Origin of the sequence: Massilia luteola (genome assembly GCF_034420155.1) — a bacterium.
Lineage (GTDB): Bacteria > Pseudomonadota > Gammaproteobacteria > Burkholderiales > Burkholderiaceae_D > Telluria > Telluria luteola.
In genome coordinates this window covers 306,539-327,604 of sequence record NZ_JAXOFN010000002.1, presented here as the reverse complement: position 1 = coordinate 327,604, position 21,066 = coordinate 306,539, and the positions used below count along the sequence as shown (strand labels likewise).

The window sequence follows — 21,066 nt, the reverse complement described above, 5'->3', positions numbered from 1 at the left end:
CCGCGCGCTCAAATGTGCAAGGCGTGCCCCAGCGCCCGGAGCGCCGCCTCCTGCACCGCCTCGCCGAGCGTCGGATGCGCGTGGATCGTCCCGGCGACGTCCTCCAGCTGCGCGCCCATCTCGATGGACTGCACGAACGCAGTCGACATCTCGGACACGCCCCCGCCCACGGCCTGCCAGCCGACGATCACGTGGTTATCGCGGCGCGCGACGACACGCACGAAGCCGTCCGTCGACTCCAGCGTCATCGCGCGGCCGTTGGCGGAAAACGGGAAGCTCGCCTCGATGCAATCGACGCCCGCCTGCGCGGCGTCCCGCGGCGTCATGCCGGCGACGACGACTTCCGGGTCCGTGAAGCAGACGGCGGGAATCGCGGCCGGCGTGAAATGGCGGCGCTTGCCGGCGACGATCTCGGCCACCATCTCGCCCTGCGCCATCGCGCGGTGCGCGAGCATCGGTTCGCCCGTCAGGTCGCCGATGGCCCACACGTCGCGCATCGACGTGCGGCACTGGTTGTCGATGCGGACGAAGCGCCCGTTCATGTCGAGCAGCAGGCTCTCCAGCCCATAGCCCTCGGTGCGCGGACGGCGGCCGACGGCCACCAGCACGCGGTCCGCCGCCAGCACGGTCTCGTCACCGCCGCCGTTCTTCATGCGCACGCTGCGGCCGTCGTCGGCCAGCCCCAGGACGCTCGATTCGAGGTGGACGGCGATCCCGAGCCGCGCGAGATTCGCCGCCACCGGCTTCACGAGTGCGTCGTCGTAGGCGGGCAGCACGCGCCCGGCCGCTTCCACGACCGTGACCCGCGCCCCCAGCTTGCGGTAGGCGATCCCGAGTTCCAGGCCGATGTACCCGGCGCCCACGACGACGAGGTGGCCCGGCAGCGTGGCCGGGGCCAGCGCCTCCGTCGACGACACGACGTCGCCGCCGAACGGCATGGACGGCAGTTCGACGGGCGTCGAGCCCGTCGCCAGCAGCAGGTGTTCGCAGCGGATGCGCAGCGCGTCGTCGCCGACCGCGACTTCGACCGTCTTGCCGTCCAGGATGCGCGCCCAGCCCCGCACGACCTTCACGCCGTTCTTTTTCAGCAGCGCGCCGACGCCGCCGGTCAGCCGCTTGACGATGCCATCCTTCCACGCGACCGTGCGCGCGATGTCGATGGTCGGTGCGCCCGCGCGGATGCCCAGCGGCGACTCGCCCGCGTAGCCCGCGGCCTGGTGAAAGGCGTCGGCCGCGTGGATCAGCGCCTTGGACGGGATGCAGCCGATGTTCAGGCACGTTCCGCCCAGCTCCGCGCCCTCGACCAGCACGGTCGGGATGCCCAGCTGGCCGGCGCGGATCGCCGCGACGTAGCCACCGGGCCCGCCGCCGATGACGAGCAGGGTGGTGGTTTCCATGTTCAGTCCCATGCGCTCACTCCACGAACAGGGTGGCCGGCGACTCGAGGTAGCCGCGGATCGCCTGGATGAATTCGGCCGCCACCATGCCGTCGATGACGCGGTGGTCGAACGAGGACGACAGATTCATCAGCTTGCGCGCCACCATGCCGCCGTTCAGGATCACGGGCCGCTCGACGATGCGGTTGACGCCCACGATCGCCACTTCCGGATGGTTGATGACGGGCGTGCTGACGATGCCGCCCAGCGCGCCGAGGCTCGTGATCGTGATCGTCGAACCGGACAGTTCGTCGCGCCCCGCCTTGCCGTGGCGGGCCGCGTCGGCCAGCCGGGCGATTTCCGTGGCGCTGGCCCACGGGTCGCGCGCTTCCGCATGGCGCACGACGGGCACCATCAGGCCGGCGTCGGTCTGCGTCGCGATGCCGATGTGCACGGCCTGGTAGCGCGTGACGATGTTCGCCTGGTCGCCGCTCTCTTCCGTCACGCGCGCGTTCACGTCGGGGAACCTGCGCACGGCGAGGACGACGGCGCGCATCAGGAGGGGCAGCAAGGTGAGCTTGCCGCGCTCCTCGCCGTAGCGCGCGTTCAACTGGCCGCGCAAGGCTTCCAGCGCCGTCACGTCGACTTCCTCGACGTACGTGAAATGCGGAATCTGGCGCTTCGCGAGCTGCATCTTTTCCGCGATCTTGCGGCGCAGGCCGATCAAGGGAACGGCTTCTTCGCCATCCAGTTCCGCATAGCGTCCGTCCGGCGCGGCCGGGTGGCCGCGCCGCTGGCCGGCCACGTGCGCATCGAGGTCGGCGTGCGTGATGCGTCCCGCCGGGCCGCTGCCGGCCACGAATTGCAGCTGGATGCCGAGGTCCCAGGCGCGCTTGCGTACGGCCGGCGCGGCCAGCGGTTGTTCGCCCGCGGCGCGCAAGGTCGGCGCCGGCGTGCGCGCGGGTGTGGGCGTGCGCCCGGGCGCGGGTGTGGGACGGGCCGGCGGCGCGGCCACGGCCGGTCCGGCCTGCGCGATGCCGGCCGCCGGTCCGGCCTGCGCGACGCTGGCCGCCGTTTCGGCCACGCGCGCCGGCTCCGGCACGAAGCCGTGCGGCAGGTCGGCCGGTTCGTCCGCGGCCGGTTCATTCGCTGCGGGCTTCGGCCGCGCGGCCGCCGGCGCATTTCCCGCGCCCTCGACGTCGAGGCGGATCAGTTCCGCGCCCACCGCCAGCGACTCGCCCACCTTGCCGCCCAGCGCGACGACCGTGCCGTGCACTGGCGACGGTATCTCGACGGTCGCCTTGTCCGTCATGACGTCGGCCAGGACCTGGTCTTCGACGACGGCGTCACCCGGCTGCACCCGCCACGCGACGACTTCCACTTCCGCGATGCCTTCGCCCAGGTCCGGCATCTTGATCACATGCATACCCATCTGCTCAGGCCTCCATCGCACGTTTGAATGCCGCGCCCACGCGGTCCGGGCCCGGAAAATACGCCCATTCCTGCGCGTGCGGGTACGGGGTGTCCCAGCCCGTCACGCGTTCGATGGGCGCTTCCAGGTGGTAGAAGCAGTGCTCCTGCACGAGGGCCGCGAGTTCCGCGCCGAAGCCGCTGGTGCGCGTCGCTTCGTGGACGACGACGCAGCGGCCGGTCTTCCTGACCGACGCCACGACCGTCTCCAGGTCCAGCGGCCACAAGGTGCGCAGGTCGATGATCTCCGCGTCGATGCCCGTCTCGCTGGCGGCCGCTTCCGACACCCACACCATCGTGCCGTAGGTGAGCACGGTCAGGTCGCTGCCTTCGCGGAACACGGCGGCCTTGTCCAGCGGAACCGTGTAATAGCCGTCCGGGACCTCGCCCCGGGGATGCCTGGCCCACGAGACGACAGGGCGGTCGTGGTGGCCGTCGAACGGGCCGTTGTACAGCCGTTTCGGCTCCAGGAAGATGACCGGGTCGTCGTTCTCGATCGCTGCGATGAGCAGGCCTTTCGCATCGTACGGGTTCGACGGCATCACGGTGCGCAGGCCGCATACGTGCGTGAAGAACGCTTCCGGGCTCTGGCTGTGCGTCTGGCCGCCGTAGATGCCGCCGCCGCAGGGCATGCGAATCGTCAGCGGGGCCGTGAAATCGCCCGCCGAGCGGTAGCGCAGGCGCGCCGCCTCGGACACGATCTGGTCGGTGGCCGGATAAAAATAGTCGGCGAACTGGATCTCGACGACGGGCCGCAGCCCGTACGCCGCCATGCCGACCGCGGTGCCGACGATGCCGCCTTCCGAGATCGGCGCGTCGAAGCAGCGGTGCTTGCCGTATTTGACCTGCAGGCCGTCCGTGACGCGGAACACGCCGCCGAAATAGCCGACGTCCTGGCCGTAGATGACGACGTTGTCGTCGCGCCCGAGCATGACGTCCATGGCCGAACGCAGGGCCTGGATCATCGTCATCGGGGTCGTCTTGATGTCTTTGTCGCTGTCGCGCATCACCTTACACCCCCAGTTGTTGGCGTTGCCGGCGCAGGTGTTCGGGCATGTCCTTGTAGACGTCCTCGAACATCGACGCGGCGCTCGGCACGCGGCCGTCGATCAGCGTGCCGTGGCGCTCCGCTTCCTTTTGCGCGGCCACGACCTCGGCTTCCAGTTCCGCCTGCAGGGCCTCGTGTTCCGCGTCCGACCACCAGCCCTGTTTCATCAAGTGACGCCGCAGGCGGCCGATCGGGTCGCCCAGCGGGAAATAGGTCCATTCGTCGGCGGGGCGGTAGCGCGACGGGTCGTCCGACGTCGAGTGCGGGCCGGCGCGGTACGTCACCCATTCGATCAGGGTGGGACCGAGATTGCCGCGCGCCCGTTCGGCGGCCCAGCAGGACGCCGCGTACACGGCGAGGAAATCGTTGCCGTCCACGCGCAGCGACGCGATGCCGGCGCCGACGCCGCGCGCGGCGAAGCTGACGCTCTCGCCGCCGGCGATGGACTGGAACGTCGAGATCGCCCACTGGTTGTTGACGACGTTCAGGATCACGGGCGCCTGGTACACGTGGGCGAACGTGAGGCCCGTGTGGAAATCGCTTTCGGCCGTGGCGCCGTCGCCGATCCAGCCGGACGCGATCTTGGTGTCGCCCTTGATCGCGGATGCCATCGCCCAGCCGACGGCCTGCGGGATCTGCGTGGCGAGGTTGCCGGAGATGGTGAAGAAACCCTTCGCCTTCACGGAATACATGACGGGCAGTTGGCGGCCCTTCATCGGATCGGCCTCGTTCGACAGCAGCTGGCACACCATGTCGACGAGGGGATACTCGCGCGCCACCAGGAGGCTTTGCTGGCGGTAGGTGGGAAAACACATGTCGCCGTCGCGCAGCGCGAGGGCGTGGGCGCTGCCGATGGCTTCCTCGCCGAGCGACGTCATGTAGAACGACAGCTTCTTCTGGCGCTGGGCGATGACCATGCGCGCGTCGAAGATGCGCGTCTTCATCATCGTGCGCAGGCCGAAGCGCAGGGTGTCGCGATCGAGCCTTGGGTCCCAGGGTCCGACCGCATTGCCGTCGTCGTCCAGCACGCGGATCAGGCCGGACGCGAGCGGCGCCGTGTCCTGGTAGCGGATGTCGCTCGGCGGCCGGGGCGTCGACCCGGCCGGATGGATGTCGAGGTACGAAAAATCGGTCTTGCAACCCGGGCGGCCGGTAGGCTCCGGGACGTGCAGCGACAGAGGTTGACTCTGGCTCATAAACGCTCCCCCTTGGTAAGGTGTGTGCGGCAGCAACATATTAATTCCGGAAAGACAGCGCACGCCAGCGCGCGCGAGGAATTTTCGTGCTGCCGTGCAGCATGCCGGCGCGGGATCGCCGCGCGCATGCCTGCAGCACCAGGCCGCGACCTTAGCATGCGGCGCAGCGAAGGTGCGCCGATTCGCACAATGGGAATGGGGGCGCCTGGCCGCCCGACCGTCAAGCCTGCGCGGCGTCGGTGTTCCGGTCGCTGCGGCGAGCGGCGGCGGCCGCGAGGATGAAGGTCGCCGCCGCCTCCGGGTTCGTGATGGGGAGCATGTGGCCGCCGTCGATCAGTTGCAGGCGCGCGCCGCGCACCTTGTCGGCCAGCGCCTGCCCGTGCGCGTGTGGATCGAGGATGCGGTCGTCCCTGCCGTACAGGATGGTCACGGCCAGGTCCAGCTCACCGTAGCGCGTCTGCTGCGCGGGCAGGCAATCGGGCAGCGAGCGCAGGTCGTCGGACGCGGACAGGAAGGCGCCGGGGCGCAGGCCGAGCAGGGCGCCGCCGCGCGTCGCGAAATCGTGCGGCACCGGTTCCGGGCCGAACACCTGGTCCAGCGCCGCGCGGCTGTTCTTGATCGAGACGGGCGTCGCCAGAGTCCACGCGACGAGATGGCGCCACAGCGGCGACAGGATCGTGAGGCCGTCGAACACGGGCGGCACCTCGTCCTGCATGTGCGTCAGCGGCGCGATGAGGGCCAGGGCCCCCACGTGGCGCGGATGATCCAGCGCGAGCGCAAGGGCGAGGGCGCCGCCCAGCGAATGGCCGACGACGAGCGGCGCGCCGAGTCCCAGGTCGTCGATCAGCGCGGCGAGGATGGCGGCCTGCGTCCGCAGGTCCGCCGGCGTGCCCGGCGCGCGCGTCGAGTAGCCGGCGCCGGGGCGGTCGACGGCGACGACGCGGTGGCGCCCCGCGAGGCGGCCCGTGACGCCATGGGTGAAGTGCTCGAGCTGGCCGGCGAGGCCGTGCACCAGCAGGATGGCGGGAGCGCCGGGGTCGCCGTCGAACTCGCGCACGTGCAGGCGCGCGCCGGGCACGTCGACGAAGCGTCCCTGCGGCGGCAACAGGGCTTCGACCTTGCGCTTCACGTACACGGTGAACAGGACAGCCAGCGCGCCGGACAGGGCCGCGACGGCCAGGAGGGACAGGACGACAATCATCGCTTGCTCGCTTTCTCGGGAGGCTCCGGTGCGCGACGATCGGTATGCCGCGGCATGGCGGCTCGTGTCGCAGGTCGCGCCATATTGACACCATATATTGTCACAAGTTGACGCTCTATGTTCTGTGCGAAAATAGAAGAATGCCTCCAGAATCTTTACAACCGGCCCGGCCCTATCGGGGTGTTCCGCAAGACGAACGCCGCGCCCAGCGGCGTTCCCAGCTGATCGGGGCGGCGGTCGCCGTGTATGGCGAGCGCGGCTACCGCCTGTCCACCGTGAAGGCGGTCTGCGAAGCCGCCGGGCTCACCGAACGTTATTTTTACGAATCCTTCGCCAACAGCGAAGAGCTGTTGATCGCATCGTTCAACGCCGTCACGTACAGCGTGCTGGGCGAAATCACGGAGGCGGCGCGCCAGGCCGGCCGCAGCCGGGTCGCGCGGGCGCGGGCGATGCTGCACACCTACTTCGCGGCGCTGCAGCGCGAACCGCGCTCGGCCCGCGTCTTCCTCGTCGAGATCCGCGGCGTCAGCCGCGCCGTCGACAAGGCCTTCGACGGCGCGCTGAGCGCCATCGGCGAGCAGGTCGGCCGCCTCGTCGTGCCGTCCGGCGTGCAGGCCGATCCGCTGCTGGAAGCGGGCGTCGTGGGCGGCGTGATCCACATCGCGCTGCGCTGGATCGAGGACGGGTACACGCCGGATATCGAGATCGTCACCGACAGCGCGCTGCGCCTCGGCATGGTGTTGGGACGGCCGCCCGCGCGCCGCACGGCCGCGGCCTGACGCTCAGGCCAGTTTCGGCCAGTCCAGCTCGATCCACGTGGGCGCGTGGTCGCTGGGTTTCGGGCGCCCGCGCACGTCGCGGTCGACGCCGGCCGCCTTGAGTTTCGGCGCCAGCGCGGGACTCAGCAACAGGTGGTCGATACGCAGGCCGGCATTGCGGCCGTACGCGTCACGGAAATAATCCCAGAACGTGTAGATGACCTCATCCGGATGCATCGTGCGCAGTGCGTCCGTCCAGCCCTGGTCGAGCAGGCGCCGGTACGCTTCGCGCGTCTCCGGACGGAACAGGGCGTCGTCGAGCCAGCGCTCGGGCTTGTACACGTCGAGTTCCGTCGGCATGACGTTGTAGTCGCCCGCGATGACGACCGGGGCGCCCGTGGCGATCAATTCCTGCGCGCGCACGCGCAGGCGCTCGAACCAGCGCAGCTTGTAATCGAACTTGGGGCCCGGGGCCGGATTGCCGTTCGGCAGATACAGGCAGGCGACCAGGATGCCGTTCACGACCGCCTCGATGTAGCGGCTCTGCTCATCGTCGGGGTCACCCGGCAGGCCGCGCTGCAGTTCCTGCGGCTCCGTTCCCCGCGCGAGGATCGCGACGCCGTTCCAGCTCTTCTGGCCGTGCCAGATGGGGCAATATCCCGCCGCGCGGATCTCCATCTCCGGAAATTTCTCCTGCGGCGCCTTGAGCTCCTGCAGGCAGGCGACGTCCGGCTGCGTCTCTTCCAGCCATTGCAGCAGGGCGGGGAGGCGGCTGTTGATGCCGTTGACGTTGAAGGTGGCAATGCGCATGGGGTCTCTCATGGGTTGTCGTTGCCGCTATTCTGACCCGAGAACGCCGCGGGCGCCGTACGAAGCAGAAAAGTAGTCAAACTACGAAATATTTTATGCTAATCGTCGATTGCCTGCCTTGGCTTGTAGCTTTTCTACGTTAACCGTTTAAAATCCCCGGTTCCAACAACGACAACGAGACGGGAGACCATGAAACCCATCCCCCACGCCGTGCTCGCCCTGTGCCTGGCCGCCGGCCTGCCCGCGCTGGCGCAGAACGCGGACCGCGCCTTCCTGGGCTACAAGAACGACAACGGCACGCTGGACATCGCCACCAGTGACGGCCGCTACCTGATCCGCCCCTACGACGCCAACATCGTCGAGACGAGCTTCGTGCCGCGCGGCGAGACGTTCGATCCGGTGTCGCACGCCGTCGTGCTGGCGCCCGGCCAGGCGAAGGCGTCCGTGAAGGAGACGGACGGCCGCATCCAGCTCGTCACGGACGGCATCACGGTGACGGTCGAGAAGTCGCCGTTCCGCATCAGTTATGCGTACAAGGGCCGTCCGCTGGTCGCCGAAAAGCACGGTTACGCTCACGCAGGGGACCTGGACAGCATCGACTTCGCGCTTGCGGGCGACGAAGCCCTGTACGGGGCCGGTTCGCGCGCGGTCGGCATGAACCGGCGCGGCCAGCGCCTGCGGCTGTACAACAAGGCCTCCTACGCCTTCGGCAACCACGCGGACCAGATGGGCTATGGCATTCCGATGGCGCTGTCGTCGCACAAGTACGCGCTGCACTTCGACAATCCGCAGGCCGGCTGGCTCGATTTCGACAGCCGCAAGGACGGCACCCTGCGCTACGAAGTGATGGGCGGCCGCAAGACCTACCAGGTGATCGCGGGCGACGACTGGGCCCAGCTGATGGACGAGACGACGCGCCTGACGGGCCGCCAGCCGCTGCCGCCGCGCTGGGCGTTCGGCAACTTCGCCAGCCGCTTCGGCTACCACACGGAAGCCGAGACGCGCGCCGTCGTCGACAAGTTCATCGCCGACGGCATCCCGCTGGACGCCGTCGTGCTCGACCTGTACTGGTTCGGCAAGACCGTCAAGGGCACGATGGGCAACCTCGCCTGGGACCGCGACAGCTTCCCCCATCCGGAAGCGATGATGGCCGACTTCAGGAAGAAGGGCGTCAACACCGTCGTGATCACGGAGCCGTTCGTGCTGACGACGTCGAAGCGCTGGCAGGACGCCGTGCGGCACGGCGTGCTCGCGACGGATGCGGACGGCAAACCGTTCACCTTCGACTTTTTCTTCGGGAACACGGGCCTGATCGACGTGTTCAAGCCGCAGGCGCGCGACTGGTTCTGGCACATCTACAAGGACCTCAAGGCGGGCGGCGTGGCCGGCTGGTGGGGCGACCTGGGCGAGCCGGAGATGCATCCGTCCGCCGCGCGCCATGCCACGGGCAGCGCGGACCAGGTCCACAACATCTACGGCCACGAATGGGCGCACCTGATCGCCGACGGCTATGCCCGCGACTATCCGCAGGAGCGCCCGTTCATCCTGATGCGCTCGGGCTATTCCGGCTCGCAGCGCTTCGGCATGATCCCGTGGTCGGGCGACGTCCACCGCGGCTGGGACGGCCTGCAGTCGCAGATGGAGATCGCGCTGCAGATGGGCATGCAGGGCCAGGCGTACATGCATTCCGACCTGGGCGGCTTCGCGGGTCCGGTCCTGGACGACGAGCTGTACGTGCGCTGGCTGCAATACGGCGTGTTCCAGCCGATCTTCCGCCCGCACGCGCAGGAAGACGTGCCGTCCGAAGCCGTGTTCCGCACGCCGGCCGTGGAGGCGCTCGCGCGGGACGCCATTCGCCTGCGCTACGCCATGCTGCCGTATAACTACACGGCCGCGTTCGACGACAGCCGCACGGGCATGCCGCTGATGCGCCCGGTCCTGTTCGAGGATCCGGACAACGACATGCTGCCGACCAACGCCGTCGCGTCGACCTATCTGTGGGGCCCGGACTTCCTCGTCGCGCCCGTCACGGCAGCGAATGCCGTGCGCAAGGAAGTCGTGTTCCCGCGCAAGGGCAGCGTGTGGTTCGATTTTTATACGGACGCACCGCACCGCGGCGGCATCATCGAGACGGTGGCCACCCGGCCGGACCGCATTCCGACGTTCGTCCGCGCCGGCGCCTTCGTGCCGCTCGCGCAGCCAGTGCAGAGCACGCGCGACTATTCGACGGCGAAGCTCGACCTGCATTACTGGCACGATGCCGGTGTGACGGCGGCCGAGGGGCATCTGTACGACGACGACGGCCACACGGCGCATGCCTACGAGTCCGGCAAGTACGAACTGGTGCGCTTCTCGAGCCGCCTGGCCGATGGCCGCCTCGCGCTCGACATCGTGCCCGAGACCGGTGCCGCGGCGACGCCCACCGCGCGCGCCTTCGACCTCAAGGTGCACAACGTCGCGGACCGCCCACGCGCCGTGCGGGCCGGCGGCAAGCCCGTGGCGTTCCACTGGGACGCCAAACGGCACGTGCTCGACGTGCCGCTGCCGGCCGTCCGGTCGGCGCCGCTGCGGGTCGTCGTGACCTTGTAAAAGGTTATATGGATCGTGCCTGCCGGAAAGCCGGCATGGTCCGCGCGGGCAGGCGCGCTCCGCGCCTGGCCGGGATTCGGTACACTGCCCATCCGGTTATCCGGATTGCGCACCGCACGATGAAGACCCAACTGTTGCAAGACTTCCAGGAAAGCGGCTCGGCGCCATCGGCGCCGAAGCCGACGGACCCGTCGCCCGCCCAGGCGCCGGCGCCGGACGACGTCCATGCGGCGCCCGCCGCGAGGCCGCGGCCGGCCGTCTGGCACGGCCCCGGCGCGCAGCGTGCCGACGCCGGCCCGGCCGTCCAGCGGGCGGACCCGGGCACCATGCAGCGCGCGCCGGATATGCCTGCCCGCGGCCTCGGCGCGGCGATCGAAGCATGGGCCGAGCGTGCCGCCCAGGAGCGGCCCGCGGCGCCGGCCGCCGCGCCGCCGCAATCGGCGGAGCCGGCGGAAGAGGCGACGTTGCCGGGCCAGCATGCGCGCCACCGGCCCGCGCCGCCGCCCGTCGCGCCGCCCGAAACGCCCGCAATGCCCGCAACGCCGGCACCCGGCAGCACGGGCCAGCACGCGCGCCAACGACCCATGCCGCCGCCGGCCGCACCGTCCGAAATGTCCGGAACGTCCGCATGGCCGGCACCCGCCAGCACGGGCCAGCATGCGGGCCACCGGCCCGTACCGCAGTCCGTCGCGCCGTCCGAAGCGCCCGCAGAGCCGGCGCCCTTCAGCCCGGGCCAGCACGCGCGCCACCGGCCCATGCCGCCGCCCGCCGCGCCGCCCGAAACGCCCGCCGCGCCGGCGCCCGGCAGCCACGTCCCGCCGCCGCGCCCACCCGAACCGCACGTCGATCCCGGCACGGTCCCGCGCCCCGTCCAGCCGGAAGCGGAAGCCGACTGGCTCGCGGCCCGCATGCGCGCCGAAGCGACGCTGCGCGAGACGCCGGCCTGGAGCAGCCTGTGGAAGCGCCGCCTCGTCACCTGGAGCATCGCCGGCGGCCTGCTGGCCGGGCTGGCGGCGGGCGGCCTGTGGCTATACGAGGAAAACCGCGTCGACGGGGCGCTCGTGGTCGTGGCCAACACGTCGCCGACGCCGGCACCGCCCGTGGCGGCCAACGGCGCGCAGGCGTTCGCGGCAGGGGCGCCGGCCGTCGCCGCGCCTGCAGCCGGGGCGCCGGCGGCCGCTGCCGATGTGGTGAGGCCGATACCGGCGCCGCTCGAACCGGAGGTCGGGAATCCGGCCTTGCAGCCGGCGCCCGCGCCCGTGCCCGTAGCCGAACCGGAGGCGGCCGTGCCACCTCCGGCCGCGGCCGTGGCGTCTCGCGCCGCGGCCGGCACGGGGACGGCGGACGTCGAACCGCCCCGGCGCGTGCCACGCCACGCGGCGGCCACGCGCAAACGGGCGGCGGCGACGGCGACGGCGCGCCACGCCCAGGCGCGGAACGAGACGCCGGGCCGCGCGCCCGACCGTGCGCCGGCCGCCGTCACGCCATCGCCGCGCGAGCGGCGCGAAGAGACGCTGATGCAATGCCGCGCCCACGGCTACAACGAGCGCCAGTGCTTCCAGCACGCCTGCACGATGACGCGCTACGGCTTCGTCTGCAAGGGCTGAGCGCGGGTATGGTCGTCCTGTTCGGGTTCGGCGCTGGCGATCCGGCGGCGGGCCTGGCGCCCAGGCACGCCGTCAGGTGCGGATCTCGCCGAAAAAGCCGAGTTGCAGGCTGGAGGCGATGCGCTGGGCCACTGCCAGTGCTTCCGTCGCGCCGTCGATGCCGAACACGTCGACGGCCGTCAGGCGGAACAGCGTGAGCCAGCGCACGAAGTGCTCCGTCTCGATGCCGGACAGCGCCATGTGCTTGCCGAACACATTGCCCTGGAACTCGCCGGTGCCCAGCAGGACCTTGGTCCAGAACGCGTACATGCGCGGCATGTGCTCGTGCCAGCGCCCGGCCAGCTTCGCTTCGAACACGGGAGACAGCACGGCGTCGTCGCGCACGCGCGCGTAAAACGTGTCGACCAGGCGGACGATCGACGATTCGGTGATGGCGGAAGAGGGCATGCGTTGCTGGAAACAGGAGGATGACGCCCCATTCTAACAAAGATGCATCTTAAATGCAGCTATTGCCACCGCGGGAACGACGCCCCGCGGCGGACAATCGCTTATTTGGCGAGGCTGGCCGTCTTCAGCTTCGCTTCGGGCTGCAGGACGACCTGGACATAGTTGTCCTTGTCGAAATAGCGCCGTGCGGCCGCCTGCACGTCGGCCACCGTCAGCTTCTCGACCTCGTCCGTGATCGTCAGCAGGCGGGAGGGCGGCGTGTTTTCCAGCAGCGACGCTTCGAGGTTGGACAGCCAGTAGTTGTTTTCATGCTGCCAATGCATGAAATTCTGGCGCCAGTTGGCCTTGACCTTGTCCAGTTCGGCCTGGGTCGGACCGTTCGCCTTGACGCTGTCGATTTCGGCGAACAGTGCCGCCACGAGCGGGTCGACCTTGTCCGGTCCGGTCGGCAGCTGCGCGCTGATTTCGTAGTGCTCGTACGGGATGCGCAGCAGGGCACCGCCCATCTGGCCCGCATAGATCAGCCCCAGCTTTTCGCGCAGCACCGCGTTCACGCGCAGGTTCATCACTTCGATGAGCGCGCTCATCCGCAGCGTCTCGGCCGGCGACCACGCGGCGGGCCCGGAGAACGTCAGCGACACGATGCTCTTGGGCTCCGTGCCCGCCTGGACCTCCTTCTTGACGACGCCCTTCGCGATGCGCAGCCCGACGTCGCGGTAGGCGAGCGGCAGGTCGGGCGTGGGCAGCGTGCCGAGGTAGGCGGCGACGAGCGGCTTCATCGCCGCCATGTCGAAGTCGCCGACGACGATGAACGTCATCCCCCTGGCGCTGGCGAAGCGCTGGCGGTACAGGGCCAGGCTGCGGTCGAGGTCGATCTTGTCGACGTCTTCCTGCTTGGGCATGCGCAGCTCGTAAGGGTGGTGCTGGTACAGCGTGTCGGCGACGGCCTCGCCGAAGCGCTGCTCGGGCGCCGCGGCGCGGTTGCGCACCATCTCGTTCAGGGACCCCATGTAGGCCTTGTACAGCGCCTCGTCGCGGCGCACGCCGTCGAAGCGCAGCCACAGCAGCTGGAACATCGTTTCCAGGTCTTCCGCGCCGCTGCCCGAGTGGCCGCTGATCTCGTCGGTGTAGTCGCCCAGGCCGGCGGTCACCGCGGCATCGCGTCCCGCCAGCATCTTTTGCAGGTCGGCCGGCGCGTAATCCTTCAGGCCCATCATGGCGGCCAGGCCGCTGGCGGCGCGCGCGTTGGGGATGTCCTTTTCGTCGAACAGCGTATGGCCGCCGAAGCGCTTCGCCCCGAGCAGCACCTGGTCCTTGCGGAAGGCCGTCGGCTTCAGGATCACCTGCACGCCGTTCGACAACGTCAGGCGGGTCAGGCCGAGCGTCTCGTCGCGGGTCGCGGCCACGATGCGGCCCGGCGCCGCGGGACGCTCCATCAAGTGTTGCGCGACCTTCTTTTCGGCGTGCTCGGTGACCTGCGCGTGGCTGGCCGCGGCGTCGTCGGCCAGCAGTTGCGCGGTCGTGGGCGCGGGGCCCGCCTTCGTGTTGCCCGCGTACACGACGAGCTTGCCGGCGTCCGCCGGGAAGGCCTTGCGCGCGGCGGCGTTGAGGTCGGCCACCGTGATCGTCGGCAGCAATTCCTGCACGAGGCGGAATTCGGCGTCGATGCCCGGCAGCGACTCGCCGGTGAGGAAGTTGCGCTGGTATTCGGCGACGTAGGACGACGAGTCGGTCGTCTCCTTTTCCTTGAGCCCGCGTTCCATCCCGCTCAGGGCCATCTTGCGCGCACGCTCCAGCTCCGCTTCGGTGAAGCCGAACTGGCGTACCCGCTGCTGTTCCTGCTCCAGGGCCGCGATGGCGGGCGCCGCGCCGCCCGCGCCGAGGGCCGCACTCGCCATGAACGCCTTGTGCTGCGCCGTCAGCGGCACGGTGTTCGCGCCGGCGCCGAGGAACGGCGGGTTGGCCTGCTGGGTCAGTTCGCGCAGGCGCAGGTTCAGCAGCATGGTGGCCAGGCCGTTCACGACCTTGTTGCGATAGTCGCCGTACGTGCCGGTCGTCGGTTCGAAGCGGACGGGGTAGTGGATGGTGACTGCGTTGCCGGGAATCTCGTCGTCGGCGAACACGAACGCCTCGGTCGCGGTACGCGCGGCGATGTCCGGATAGGCGCGGGCCCGCTCGTGCGGCGGGTTCGCCAGGCCGCCGAAATGCGCCTTGACGAGACGCTCGGCGTCGGCCGGATCGATGTCGCCCACGACGATCACGGCCATCAGGTCCGGCCGATACCAGTCGTGGTAGAAGCGGCGCAGGGCCTCCGGCTTCGCATTGCGGATCACGTCTTCCTTGCCGATCGGCTCACGCAACGCATAGCGCGATCCGTTGAACAGCTTCGGCGCCAGCACCTTCTGCAGGCGCTCGCCCGCGCCTTTGCGCAGGCGCGCTTCTTCGAGGACGATGGCGCGCTCCTTGTCGATGTCGTCCGCGTTCAGCGTCAGGCCATGGGCCCAGTCTTCCAGCACCGTGAAGGCCGTCTCGACATTGTCCTTGCGGTCGGTGGGCACGGGCAGCATGTACACCGTTTCGTCCAGGCCCGTGTAGGCGTTCACGTCCGCCCCGAACTTCACGCCGATCGATTGCAGGTAGGAGATCAACTCCTGCTTCTTGAAATGGGTCGAGCCGTTGAACGCCAGGTGTTCGACCATGTGCGCCAGGCCCTGCTGGTCGTCGTCCTCCAGCACGGAACCAGCCTTGACGACGAGACGCAGTTCGACCCGGTGCTCGGGCTTGCCGTTGCGCTGGATATACCAGGTCAGGCCGTTGGCCAGCTTGCCGACCTTGACCTGGGGACCGACGGGGATCTGCGCCCCCAGGTCGACGGCGGCGGCGGCGGGGAGCACGGCGGCCAGGGCAGCGGCAAGCACCGTGGCGCGGAACAGAGAGGGCATGCGTTCATCCTTTGGAATCGTTTTCTTGAGGAACGAAGCTTAGCAAACGAAGCCATCGGATAAATACACACATTGTCACTCAGACATTACATTTGCTCCATTGAACCAATTCGGTCACAGCGGCACGAACATAGCTTGCGGGAACGCCCCATGGCCGGTTAAGGTACGGGGATTATCCCGGCCGCGCGCACGCCGATTCAATCCGACGCCATCGAATGGATTGTTGTGCTAGTCTTTCTTCGCGGCAATCTCAGAGAAAGGAGCGGCGTGGAATCCCAAGTCAAATCTTCCGTGATGGACGCGATCGGCAACACGCCCGTCGTCAGGCTGTCCCGCCTGTTCGCCGGCCTGGACGTGGTGGCGAAGCTGGAATACATGAATCCGGGCGGCAGCATCAAGGACCGCATGGTCCGCCACATGCTGAAGAGCCTGCCGCACGGCACGGCGCGCGTGGTCGAGAGCTCGTCCGGCAACACGGGCGCCGCGCTCGCGATGGCCAGCGCCGTGCTGGGGCTGCAGTGCGACGTGACCGTGCCGCAGACGACGAGCATCGAAAAGATCAAGCGCATCCGTGCCTACGGCGCCGAGGTGCATTTGTGTGCGCCGGACGATGGCCTGGACCCCTCCGGCGGCTACCAGGCCGTGGCCGAGCGCCTCGCCGAGGGCGACAACGTGCACTACCTCGACCAGTACCGCTCGGCGTTGAACCGCGAGGCCCATTATCGCGACACCGGCCCGGAGCTGTGGCAGCAACTGGCGGGCGAGATCGACGTGTTCGTGTGCGGCATCGGCTCGGGCGGCACGATCTCCGGCATCGGCCGCTACCTCAAGGAGCAGAAGCCGGGACTGACCGTGATCGGCGTGGAGCCCCGCAACTCGGCCTACCGCAAGCTCGTCAACGCCACGCATGCCGACGGCGCGTTCGCGAGCGTCGTCGAAGGTGTGGGCAAGCGCCAGCCGTCGGGCAGTTTCGACCCGCGCGTCGTCGACGACGTGGTGCAGGTCGACGACGACGATGCGCTGGACTGGTGCCGGCGGCTCGCGGCGGACGAGGGGATCCTGGCCGGCGGTTCGAGCGGCTGCGTCACGGCCGGCATCGCGCAGCTGCTGCCGCGGCTCGCGGGCAAGCGTGTCGTGACCGTGTTTCCGGACTCCGGCGTGTACTATCTGTCCAAGTACTTCTGATTCCTTCTGATCCCGGAGCCTGCGGTGTCCGACCTGCTTGCCCTGCTCGGTGCCCGCATCCCCGCCAACCTGGCGCCGTTCATGCTGGCCAATGTCGCCGCCCCCGCCGTGCGCGGGCTGCGGCACGGGCCGGACTTCCTCGCGCGCCGGCTCGGCTGCCCGTGCGGCAGCTGGGAACTCAGGCTGCGCACGGCGCGCCGGCAGGAGCGGCGCGGCCTGTTCGGCCGCAAGACGGTGGCGGCGCCGGTCGCGCCGGTCCATGCCGCCTGCCCGGTGTGCGGGCGCGAAGTGCTGTTGTTCGACCCGGCGCAGCACGGCTGGAGCGGCCGCCACGGCGACGGCGTGCGCCCGCGCGCGGACGACGAAGCGTGGTTCGGGCCCGTGGCCGGCGAAGTCGTCGTCATCTATGCCTACCAGGCCGAGGACGACTACCGCGCCATGCTGGCCGACGGCTGCCCCGATCCGCAGGACTGGTTCGACTGCTTCGCCATCGTGTTCCGCGCCCCCGGCGCGCAGCCCGTGCTCGTGCTGGCGGACGAGTGCGCGCGGAGCAAGGTGGCCGGGGCCTAACGGCGGCCGGCCAGGTAGGCCACGCCGTCCGGCCCGTAGCTCTCGCGGTGCGGCTCGGCGCGGCGCAGGTGGAACACGTCGCCGGCGCGGTAGATCTTGATTTCGCCGCCCGCGTGGATGCGCATCTCGCCGGCCAGGATCAGGCCCTTCGCTTCGAACGGATGGGCGTGGTCGTCGAGGCGGGCGTCCGGCGCGCGCCGCACGAGGACGGGTTCCGCATAGCCTTCCGCCTTCAGGATGTCGATGAATTCTTGTTGGTCCATGCCGGGCTCGCGAGTCGTGACGGGCCGAGTGTAGCGCGGCGCGGCCGATCGCGCCGCCCCCTTCAGGACACGGCGCGGGCCAGCCGCGCGCGCCGGCCCTCGGCCACGCGATACCCCACCGCCAGCGCGACCAGCCAGGCCGGGATCATCCACACGGACGGACGCAGTTCCGGCGTGGCATACATGATCGCGACGATCCCCGCGAGATACAGCAGGCAGGCCCAGTTGGTGAACGGGTAGAGCGGGCTCGGGAACGCCGTCGGCACGCCGGCCGCGCGCTTGGCGGCGCGGAAGCGCAGGTGCGACCAGCTGATCATCGCCCAGTTGATCAGCATGCCGGCGACGGCGAGACCCATCAACAGGCCCAGCGCCTTGCCCGGCACCGCGTAGTTGACGCCCACGCACAGCGCGGTCGCGACCGCCGACACGCCCAGCGACGCCAGCGGCACCCCGCGCGCGTTCACGCGCAGGAGCGCGCGCGGCGCATGGCCCTGCACGGCGAGGCCGTACAGCATGCGGCTGTTCGAGTACACGCAGCTGTTGTAGACCGACAGCGCGGCCGTCAGCACGACGACGTTCAGCACATGCGCGACGACGCCGGCGTCCAGCGCCTTGAAGATCAGCACGAACGGGCTGGCGCCGGGGACGATCTGGTCCCACGGGTACAGCGCCAGCAGCACGGCCAGCGCGCCGACGTAGAAGACGAGGATGCGCCACAGCGTCTGGTTGGTCGCGCGCGGGATCGAGCGCGCCGGATCGGCCGCCTCGGCCGCCGTGATGCCGATGACTTCCAGCCCGCCGAACGAAAACATGATGATGGCCATCGACATCACGAGGCCCTTGATGCCGTGCGCGAAGAAGCCGCCGTGCGTCCACAGGTTCGCCACCGACGCCTGCGGTCCGGCGCCGCCGCTGGCCAGCAGGAACACGCCGTAGACGATCATCGCGACGATGGCGGCCACCTTGATGACGGAGAACCAGAATTCGCTTTCGCCGAACGCGCGCACGTTGATCAGGCTGATGCCGTTCGCGAGCAGGAAGCAGCCCAGCGCCGACACCCACGTCGGCACGTGCGGAAACCAGTACTGCACGTAGATGCCGACGGCGGACAGTTCGGCCATGCTGACGAGCACGTACAACACCCAGTAATTCCAGCCCGAGACGAAGCCGGCGAAGCGGCCGCAGTACTTGTCGGCGAAGTGGCCGAACGAGCCGGCGACGGGTTCGTCGACCATCATCTCGGACAGCTGGCGCATGATCAGGAAGGCGACCAGGCCCGCGATCGCGTAGCCGAGCAGGACGGACGGCCCGGCCAGGCGGACCGTCTCCGCGACGCCGAGGAACAGGCCGGTACCGATGGCGCCGCCGAGGGCCATCAGCTGGATGTGCCGGCTCTTGAGGCCGCGGTGGAGTTGGGTGTCGTCGGAGGCCATGATGTCCGCTTGCTGAAAGACAAGGATTTTAATGGAAACGATGGCGGCTGTGACCACACGGCCGGTTTTACTGTGGCCGTGCGTGCGAAAGAACCTGTCGCGGCCGTCAAGATGCCGTAGGGTGGGCGGCCCTCCGCCCACGCGAACGCTTGCGTAATGCCGACGTCCGCGTGGGCCCGGGGTGCCCGCCCTACTGGCCAGGTTGCGACACCGCGCAAGCGTTCAAACGCCGTGCGGCAGCCCGAGATTGCGGTTCGCCGGCACGGCGATGTCGATGAGCTTCGGTTGCGGCAGGTGCAGGTTATCCATCAAGGCGATGAATGCGTCGCGGCTGCGTCCGGCGACACGCGCATTGTGCGCCTTTTCCCAGCCGATGGTCGACACGGCCTGTCCCTTGTAGTCGTGCGCGGGCCACACGCGGGTGGGGTCCGGCAGGGCGAACAGTTGATGCGTGATGCTGTCGTACAACGCACCCGCGCTGCCGCCCTGGAAGTCGGTGCGGCCGCAGCCGTCGATCAGCAGCGTGTCGCCGGTGAACACGTTGCCGCGCCAGACGTAGCACATGCTGCCGGCCGTGTGGCCCGGCGTGTGCAGCACCGCGACCGTTTCGCCGGCGCCGAAGCGGATCACGTCGCCGTCGTGCAGTTGCACCTCGGCGGGCGGGATGCCGCAGCCGCTCGGCACGGCGGCGTGGGCGCCGGTCAGCTGGCGCAGGCGGCCGGCCGACGTCACGTGGTCGGCGTGGGCGTGCGTCTCGAGGATGTATTCCAGCCGCAGGCCGAGGCGCGCGATGTGGGCGAGGTCGCGCTCGCAATGGTGGTCGACCGGGTCGATGATGACGGCGGCGTCGCTGCCCGGACCGGCGATGATATAGGTGTAGGTCGACGATACCGGGTCGAACAACTGGATCGGATTGGTCTGCATTCAGTCTCCTGGTGGACCTGCCGCGGCGCGGGTGGCGCCACGATTGGCCTCGGTGCCGGCGCGGATACGCTCGGCCACCTCGAATATTGCCATGCCGGCCACCATGGCCGCAACGAACAGCAGCGTGGAGCGGCCGCCGACGGCCAGCGCCGTCAGCGCCGGCCCGGGACAATAGCCGACGAGGCCCCAGCCGACGCCGAACGTGACGCTCCCCAGCACGAGCGGCACGTCGATGCGGCCCGCGCCCGGCACGTGGATGACGCTGCCGAACAGGGGCCGCACGCGCGTGCGCGCGAAGCGGAAGGCGACGGCGGCCACGAGGATCGCGCCCACCATCACGAACAGCAGCGACGGGTCCCAGACACCGCCCACGTCGAGGAAGGCGAGCACCTTGGCCGGGTTGCTCATCCCGGACAGGATCAGGCCCGCGCCGAACAGCAGGCCGGCCAGGAAGGCGGTGACGACGTTCATGGCGCGCCTCCGAGCACGTGGCGCACGACGAACACGGTGACGAAGCCGGCGGCCATGAAGGAAGCGGTGGCCAGCAGCGAGCGCGGCGACAGGCGCGCGATGCCGCAGACGCCGTGGCCGCTGGTGCAGCCGGAACCGAAACGCGTGCCGATCCCGACGAGCAGCCCGCCCGCGGCGAGCAGCGCGGGCGAGTGGTCGATCTGCGCCGGCGGCATCGCGTGCAGGGCCAGCCAGACGATGGGCGCCAGGAACAGCCCGGCGATGAAGGCCACGCGCCAGGCGATGTCGCCGCGCGCGGGCCGCAGCAGGCCGCCGAGGATGCCGCTGATGCCCGCGACGCGGCCGTTGGCGAGCAGCAGCAGCGCCGTCGCCAGGCCGATGAGGATGCCGCCCGCGAGCGATGCCCACGGTGTGAAGTGAAGCCAGTCGATGCGCATGATCAGTCCTCCTTGGGACAATAAAGCCGGTATAACAGCTGCAACACGGCCAGCGCTTCCGGGCTGGCCACGCTGTAGAAAATCTGCTTGCCCTCGCGCCGCGTGGCGACGAGGCCTTCCTGGCGCAGCACGCCCAGTTGCTGGGACAGCGTCGGCTGGCGGATGTCGAGCGCGGCTTCCAGCGCGCCGACGGGCTGTTCGCCCTGCGTGAGTTGGCACAGCAGCAGCAGGCGGTCCGGATTCGCGAGGGCCTTCAGCAGCCCCCCGGCCTGCAGGGCGGCGGCGCGCATGACGTCGGGCGAGGGTGTGGTGGCGGTATCCATGCAATCAGTATATAAG

At 69.6% G+C, this 21,066-nt stretch carries 19 protein-coding genes; 5 read left to right on the top strand and 14 right to left on the bottom strand.

The features are described from left to right. Nucleotides 1-8 precede the first annotated feature (8 nt). The 5 genes from lpdA to U9J41_RS04470 form a co-directional block, all read right to left on the bottom strand. Complete coding sequence (gene lpdA / locus U9J41_RS04490) at nt 9-1,403, bottom strand: dihydrolipoyl dehydrogenase (protein WP_322400731.1); 1,395 nt, start codon at nt 1,401-1,403, stop codon at nt 9-11. Nucleotides 1,404-1,413: 10 nt separating this feature from the next. Further along, nucleotides 1,414-2,808, bottom strand: coding sequence for a dihydrolipoamide acetyltransferase family protein (locus tag U9J41_RS04485; protein WP_322400490.1), 1,395 nt, complete (start codon nt 2,806-2,808; stop codon nt 1,414-1,416). A 4-nt stretch (nt 2,809-2,812) separates the two neighbouring features. Beyond that, a complete protein-coding gene (locus tag U9J41_RS04480) occupies nt 2,813-3,853 on the bottom strand; it encodes an alpha-ketoacid dehydrogenase subunit beta (RefSeq protein ID WP_322400489.1) in 1,041 nt (346 codons plus the stop codon). A gap of 4 nt (nt 3,854-3,857) precedes the next feature. Beyond that, a complete protein-coding gene (locus U9J41_RS04475) occupies nt 3,858-5,090 on the bottom strand; it encodes a 3-methyl-2-oxobutanoate dehydrogenase (2-methylpropanoyl-transferring) subunit alpha (RefSeq protein WP_322400488.1) in 1,233 nt (410 codons plus the stop codon). A gap of 220 nt (nt 5,091-5,310) precedes the next feature. Further along, nucleotides 5,311-6,291, bottom strand: a complete 981-nt coding sequence (locus U9J41_RS04470) for an alpha/beta fold hydrolase (RefSeq protein ID WP_322400487.1) — start codon at nt 6,289-6,291, stop codon at nt 5,311-5,313. Between the two features lie 140 nt (nt 6,292-6,431). Here U9J41_RS04470 and U9J41_RS04465 point away from each other — a divergent pair, with 140 nt between their 5' ends. Continuing rightward, a complete protein-coding gene (locus tag U9J41_RS04465; protein WP_322400486.1) occupies nt 6,432-7,070 on the top strand; it encodes a TetR/AcrR family transcriptional regulator in 639 nt (212 codons plus the stop codon). Nucleotides 7,071-7,073: 3 nt separating this feature from the next. Here the strand turns inward: U9J41_RS04465 and xth are convergent, their stop codons facing one another. Continuing rightward, nucleotides 7,074-7,859 carry an exodeoxyribonuclease III gene (gene xth, locus U9J41_RS04460; RefSeq protein ID WP_322400729.1) on the bottom strand — a complete coding sequence of 262 codons (786 nt, stop codon included), beginning with the start codon at nt 7,857-7,859 and terminating at the stop codon, nt 7,074-7,076. 189 nt (nt 7,860-8,048) lie between these two features. On the opposite strand from xth, the gene U9J41_RS04455 reads away from it, so the two are divergent. Beyond that, nucleotides 8,049-10,448, top strand: a complete 2,400-nt coding sequence (locus U9J41_RS04455; protein ID WP_322400485.1) for a glycoside hydrolase family 31 protein — start codon at nt 8,049-8,051, stop codon at nt 10,446-10,448. Nucleotides 10,449-10,567: 119 nt separating this feature from the next. Continuing rightward, on the top strand, nt 10,568-12,055 hold the full coding sequence (locus U9J41_RS04450; protein ID WP_322400484.1) for a hypothetical protein: 1,488 nt from the start codon (nt 10,568-10,570) through the stop codon (nt 12,053-12,055). 72 nt (nt 12,056-12,127) lie between these two features. Here the strand turns inward: U9J41_RS04450 and U9J41_RS04445 are convergent, their stop codons facing one another. Both U9J41_RS04445 and U9J41_RS04440 read right to left on the bottom strand, forming a co-directional pair. Continuing rightward, nucleotides 12,128-12,502 (bottom strand): group III truncated hemoglobin, encoded by a 375-nt coding sequence (locus tag U9J41_RS04445; RefSeq protein ID WP_322400483.1) that lies wholly within the window; start codon nt 12,500-12,502, stop codon nt 12,128-12,130. Between the two features lie 101 nt (nt 12,503-12,603). Continuing rightward, nucleotides 12,604-15,444: a M16 family metallopeptidase gene (locus U9J41_RS04440; RefSeq protein ID WP_322400482.1), complete on the bottom strand. Its 2,841-nt coding sequence runs from the start codon at nt 15,442-15,444 to the stop codon at nt 12,604-12,606. Nucleotides 15,445-15,711: 267 nt separating this feature from the next. Here U9J41_RS04440 and U9J41_RS04435 point away from each other — a divergent pair, with 267 nt between their 5' ends. Together U9J41_RS04435 and U9J41_RS04430 are read left to right on the top strand one after the other, a co-directional pair. Beyond that, nucleotides 15,712-16,629 (top strand): PLP-dependent cysteine synthase family protein, encoded by a 918-nt coding sequence (locus tag U9J41_RS04435; protein WP_322400481.1) that lies wholly within the window; start codon nt 15,712-15,714, stop codon nt 16,627-16,629. Nucleotides 16,630-16,653: 24 nt separating this feature from the next. Next, nucleotides 16,654-17,199, top strand: coding sequence for a hypothetical protein (locus U9J41_RS04430; protein ID WP_322400480.1), 546 nt, complete (start codon nt 16,654-16,656; stop codon nt 17,197-17,199). Here U9J41_RS04430 and U9J41_RS04425 read toward each other — a convergent pair. The 6 genes from U9J41_RS04425 to U9J41_RS04400 form a co-directional block, all read right to left on the bottom strand. Beyond that, nucleotides 17,196-17,462 carry a cupin domain-containing protein gene (locus U9J41_RS04425; protein ID WP_322400479.1) on the bottom strand — a complete coding sequence of 89 codons (267 nt, stop codon included), beginning with the start codon at nt 17,460-17,462 and terminating at the stop codon, nt 17,196-17,198. The two genes, U9J41_RS04430 and U9J41_RS04425, sit on opposite strands and share 4 nt — an antisense overlap. Nucleotides 17,463-17,524: 62 nt before the next feature. Next, a complete protein-coding gene (locus tag U9J41_RS04420) occupies nt 17,525-18,895 on the bottom strand; it encodes an amino acid permease (protein WP_322400478.1) in 1,371 nt (456 codons plus the stop codon). Between the two features lie 222 nt (nt 18,896-19,117). Further along, a complete protein-coding gene (locus U9J41_RS04415; RefSeq protein ID WP_322400477.1) occupies nt 19,118-19,819 on the bottom strand; it encodes an MBL fold metallo-hydrolase in 702 nt (233 codons plus the stop codon). Further along, complete coding sequence (locus U9J41_RS04410; RefSeq protein WP_322400476.1) at nt 19,820-20,290, bottom strand: DUF6691 family protein; 471 nt, start codon at nt 20,288-20,290, stop codon at nt 19,820-19,822. Next, nucleotides 20,287-20,727, bottom strand: coding sequence for a YeeE/YedE family protein (locus U9J41_RS04405; protein ID WP_322400475.1), 441 nt, complete (start codon nt 20,725-20,727; stop codon nt 20,287-20,289). The genes U9J41_RS04410 and U9J41_RS04405 overlap by 4 nt, the downstream gene beginning before the upstream one ends. Before the next feature lie 2 nt (nt 20,728-20,729). Next, nucleotides 20,730-21,050, bottom strand: coding sequence for a metalloregulator ArsR/SmtB family transcription factor (locus U9J41_RS04400; RefSeq protein WP_322400474.1), 321 nt, complete (start codon nt 21,048-21,050; stop codon nt 20,730-20,732). Nucleotides 21,051-21,066 lie beyond the last annotated feature (16 nt).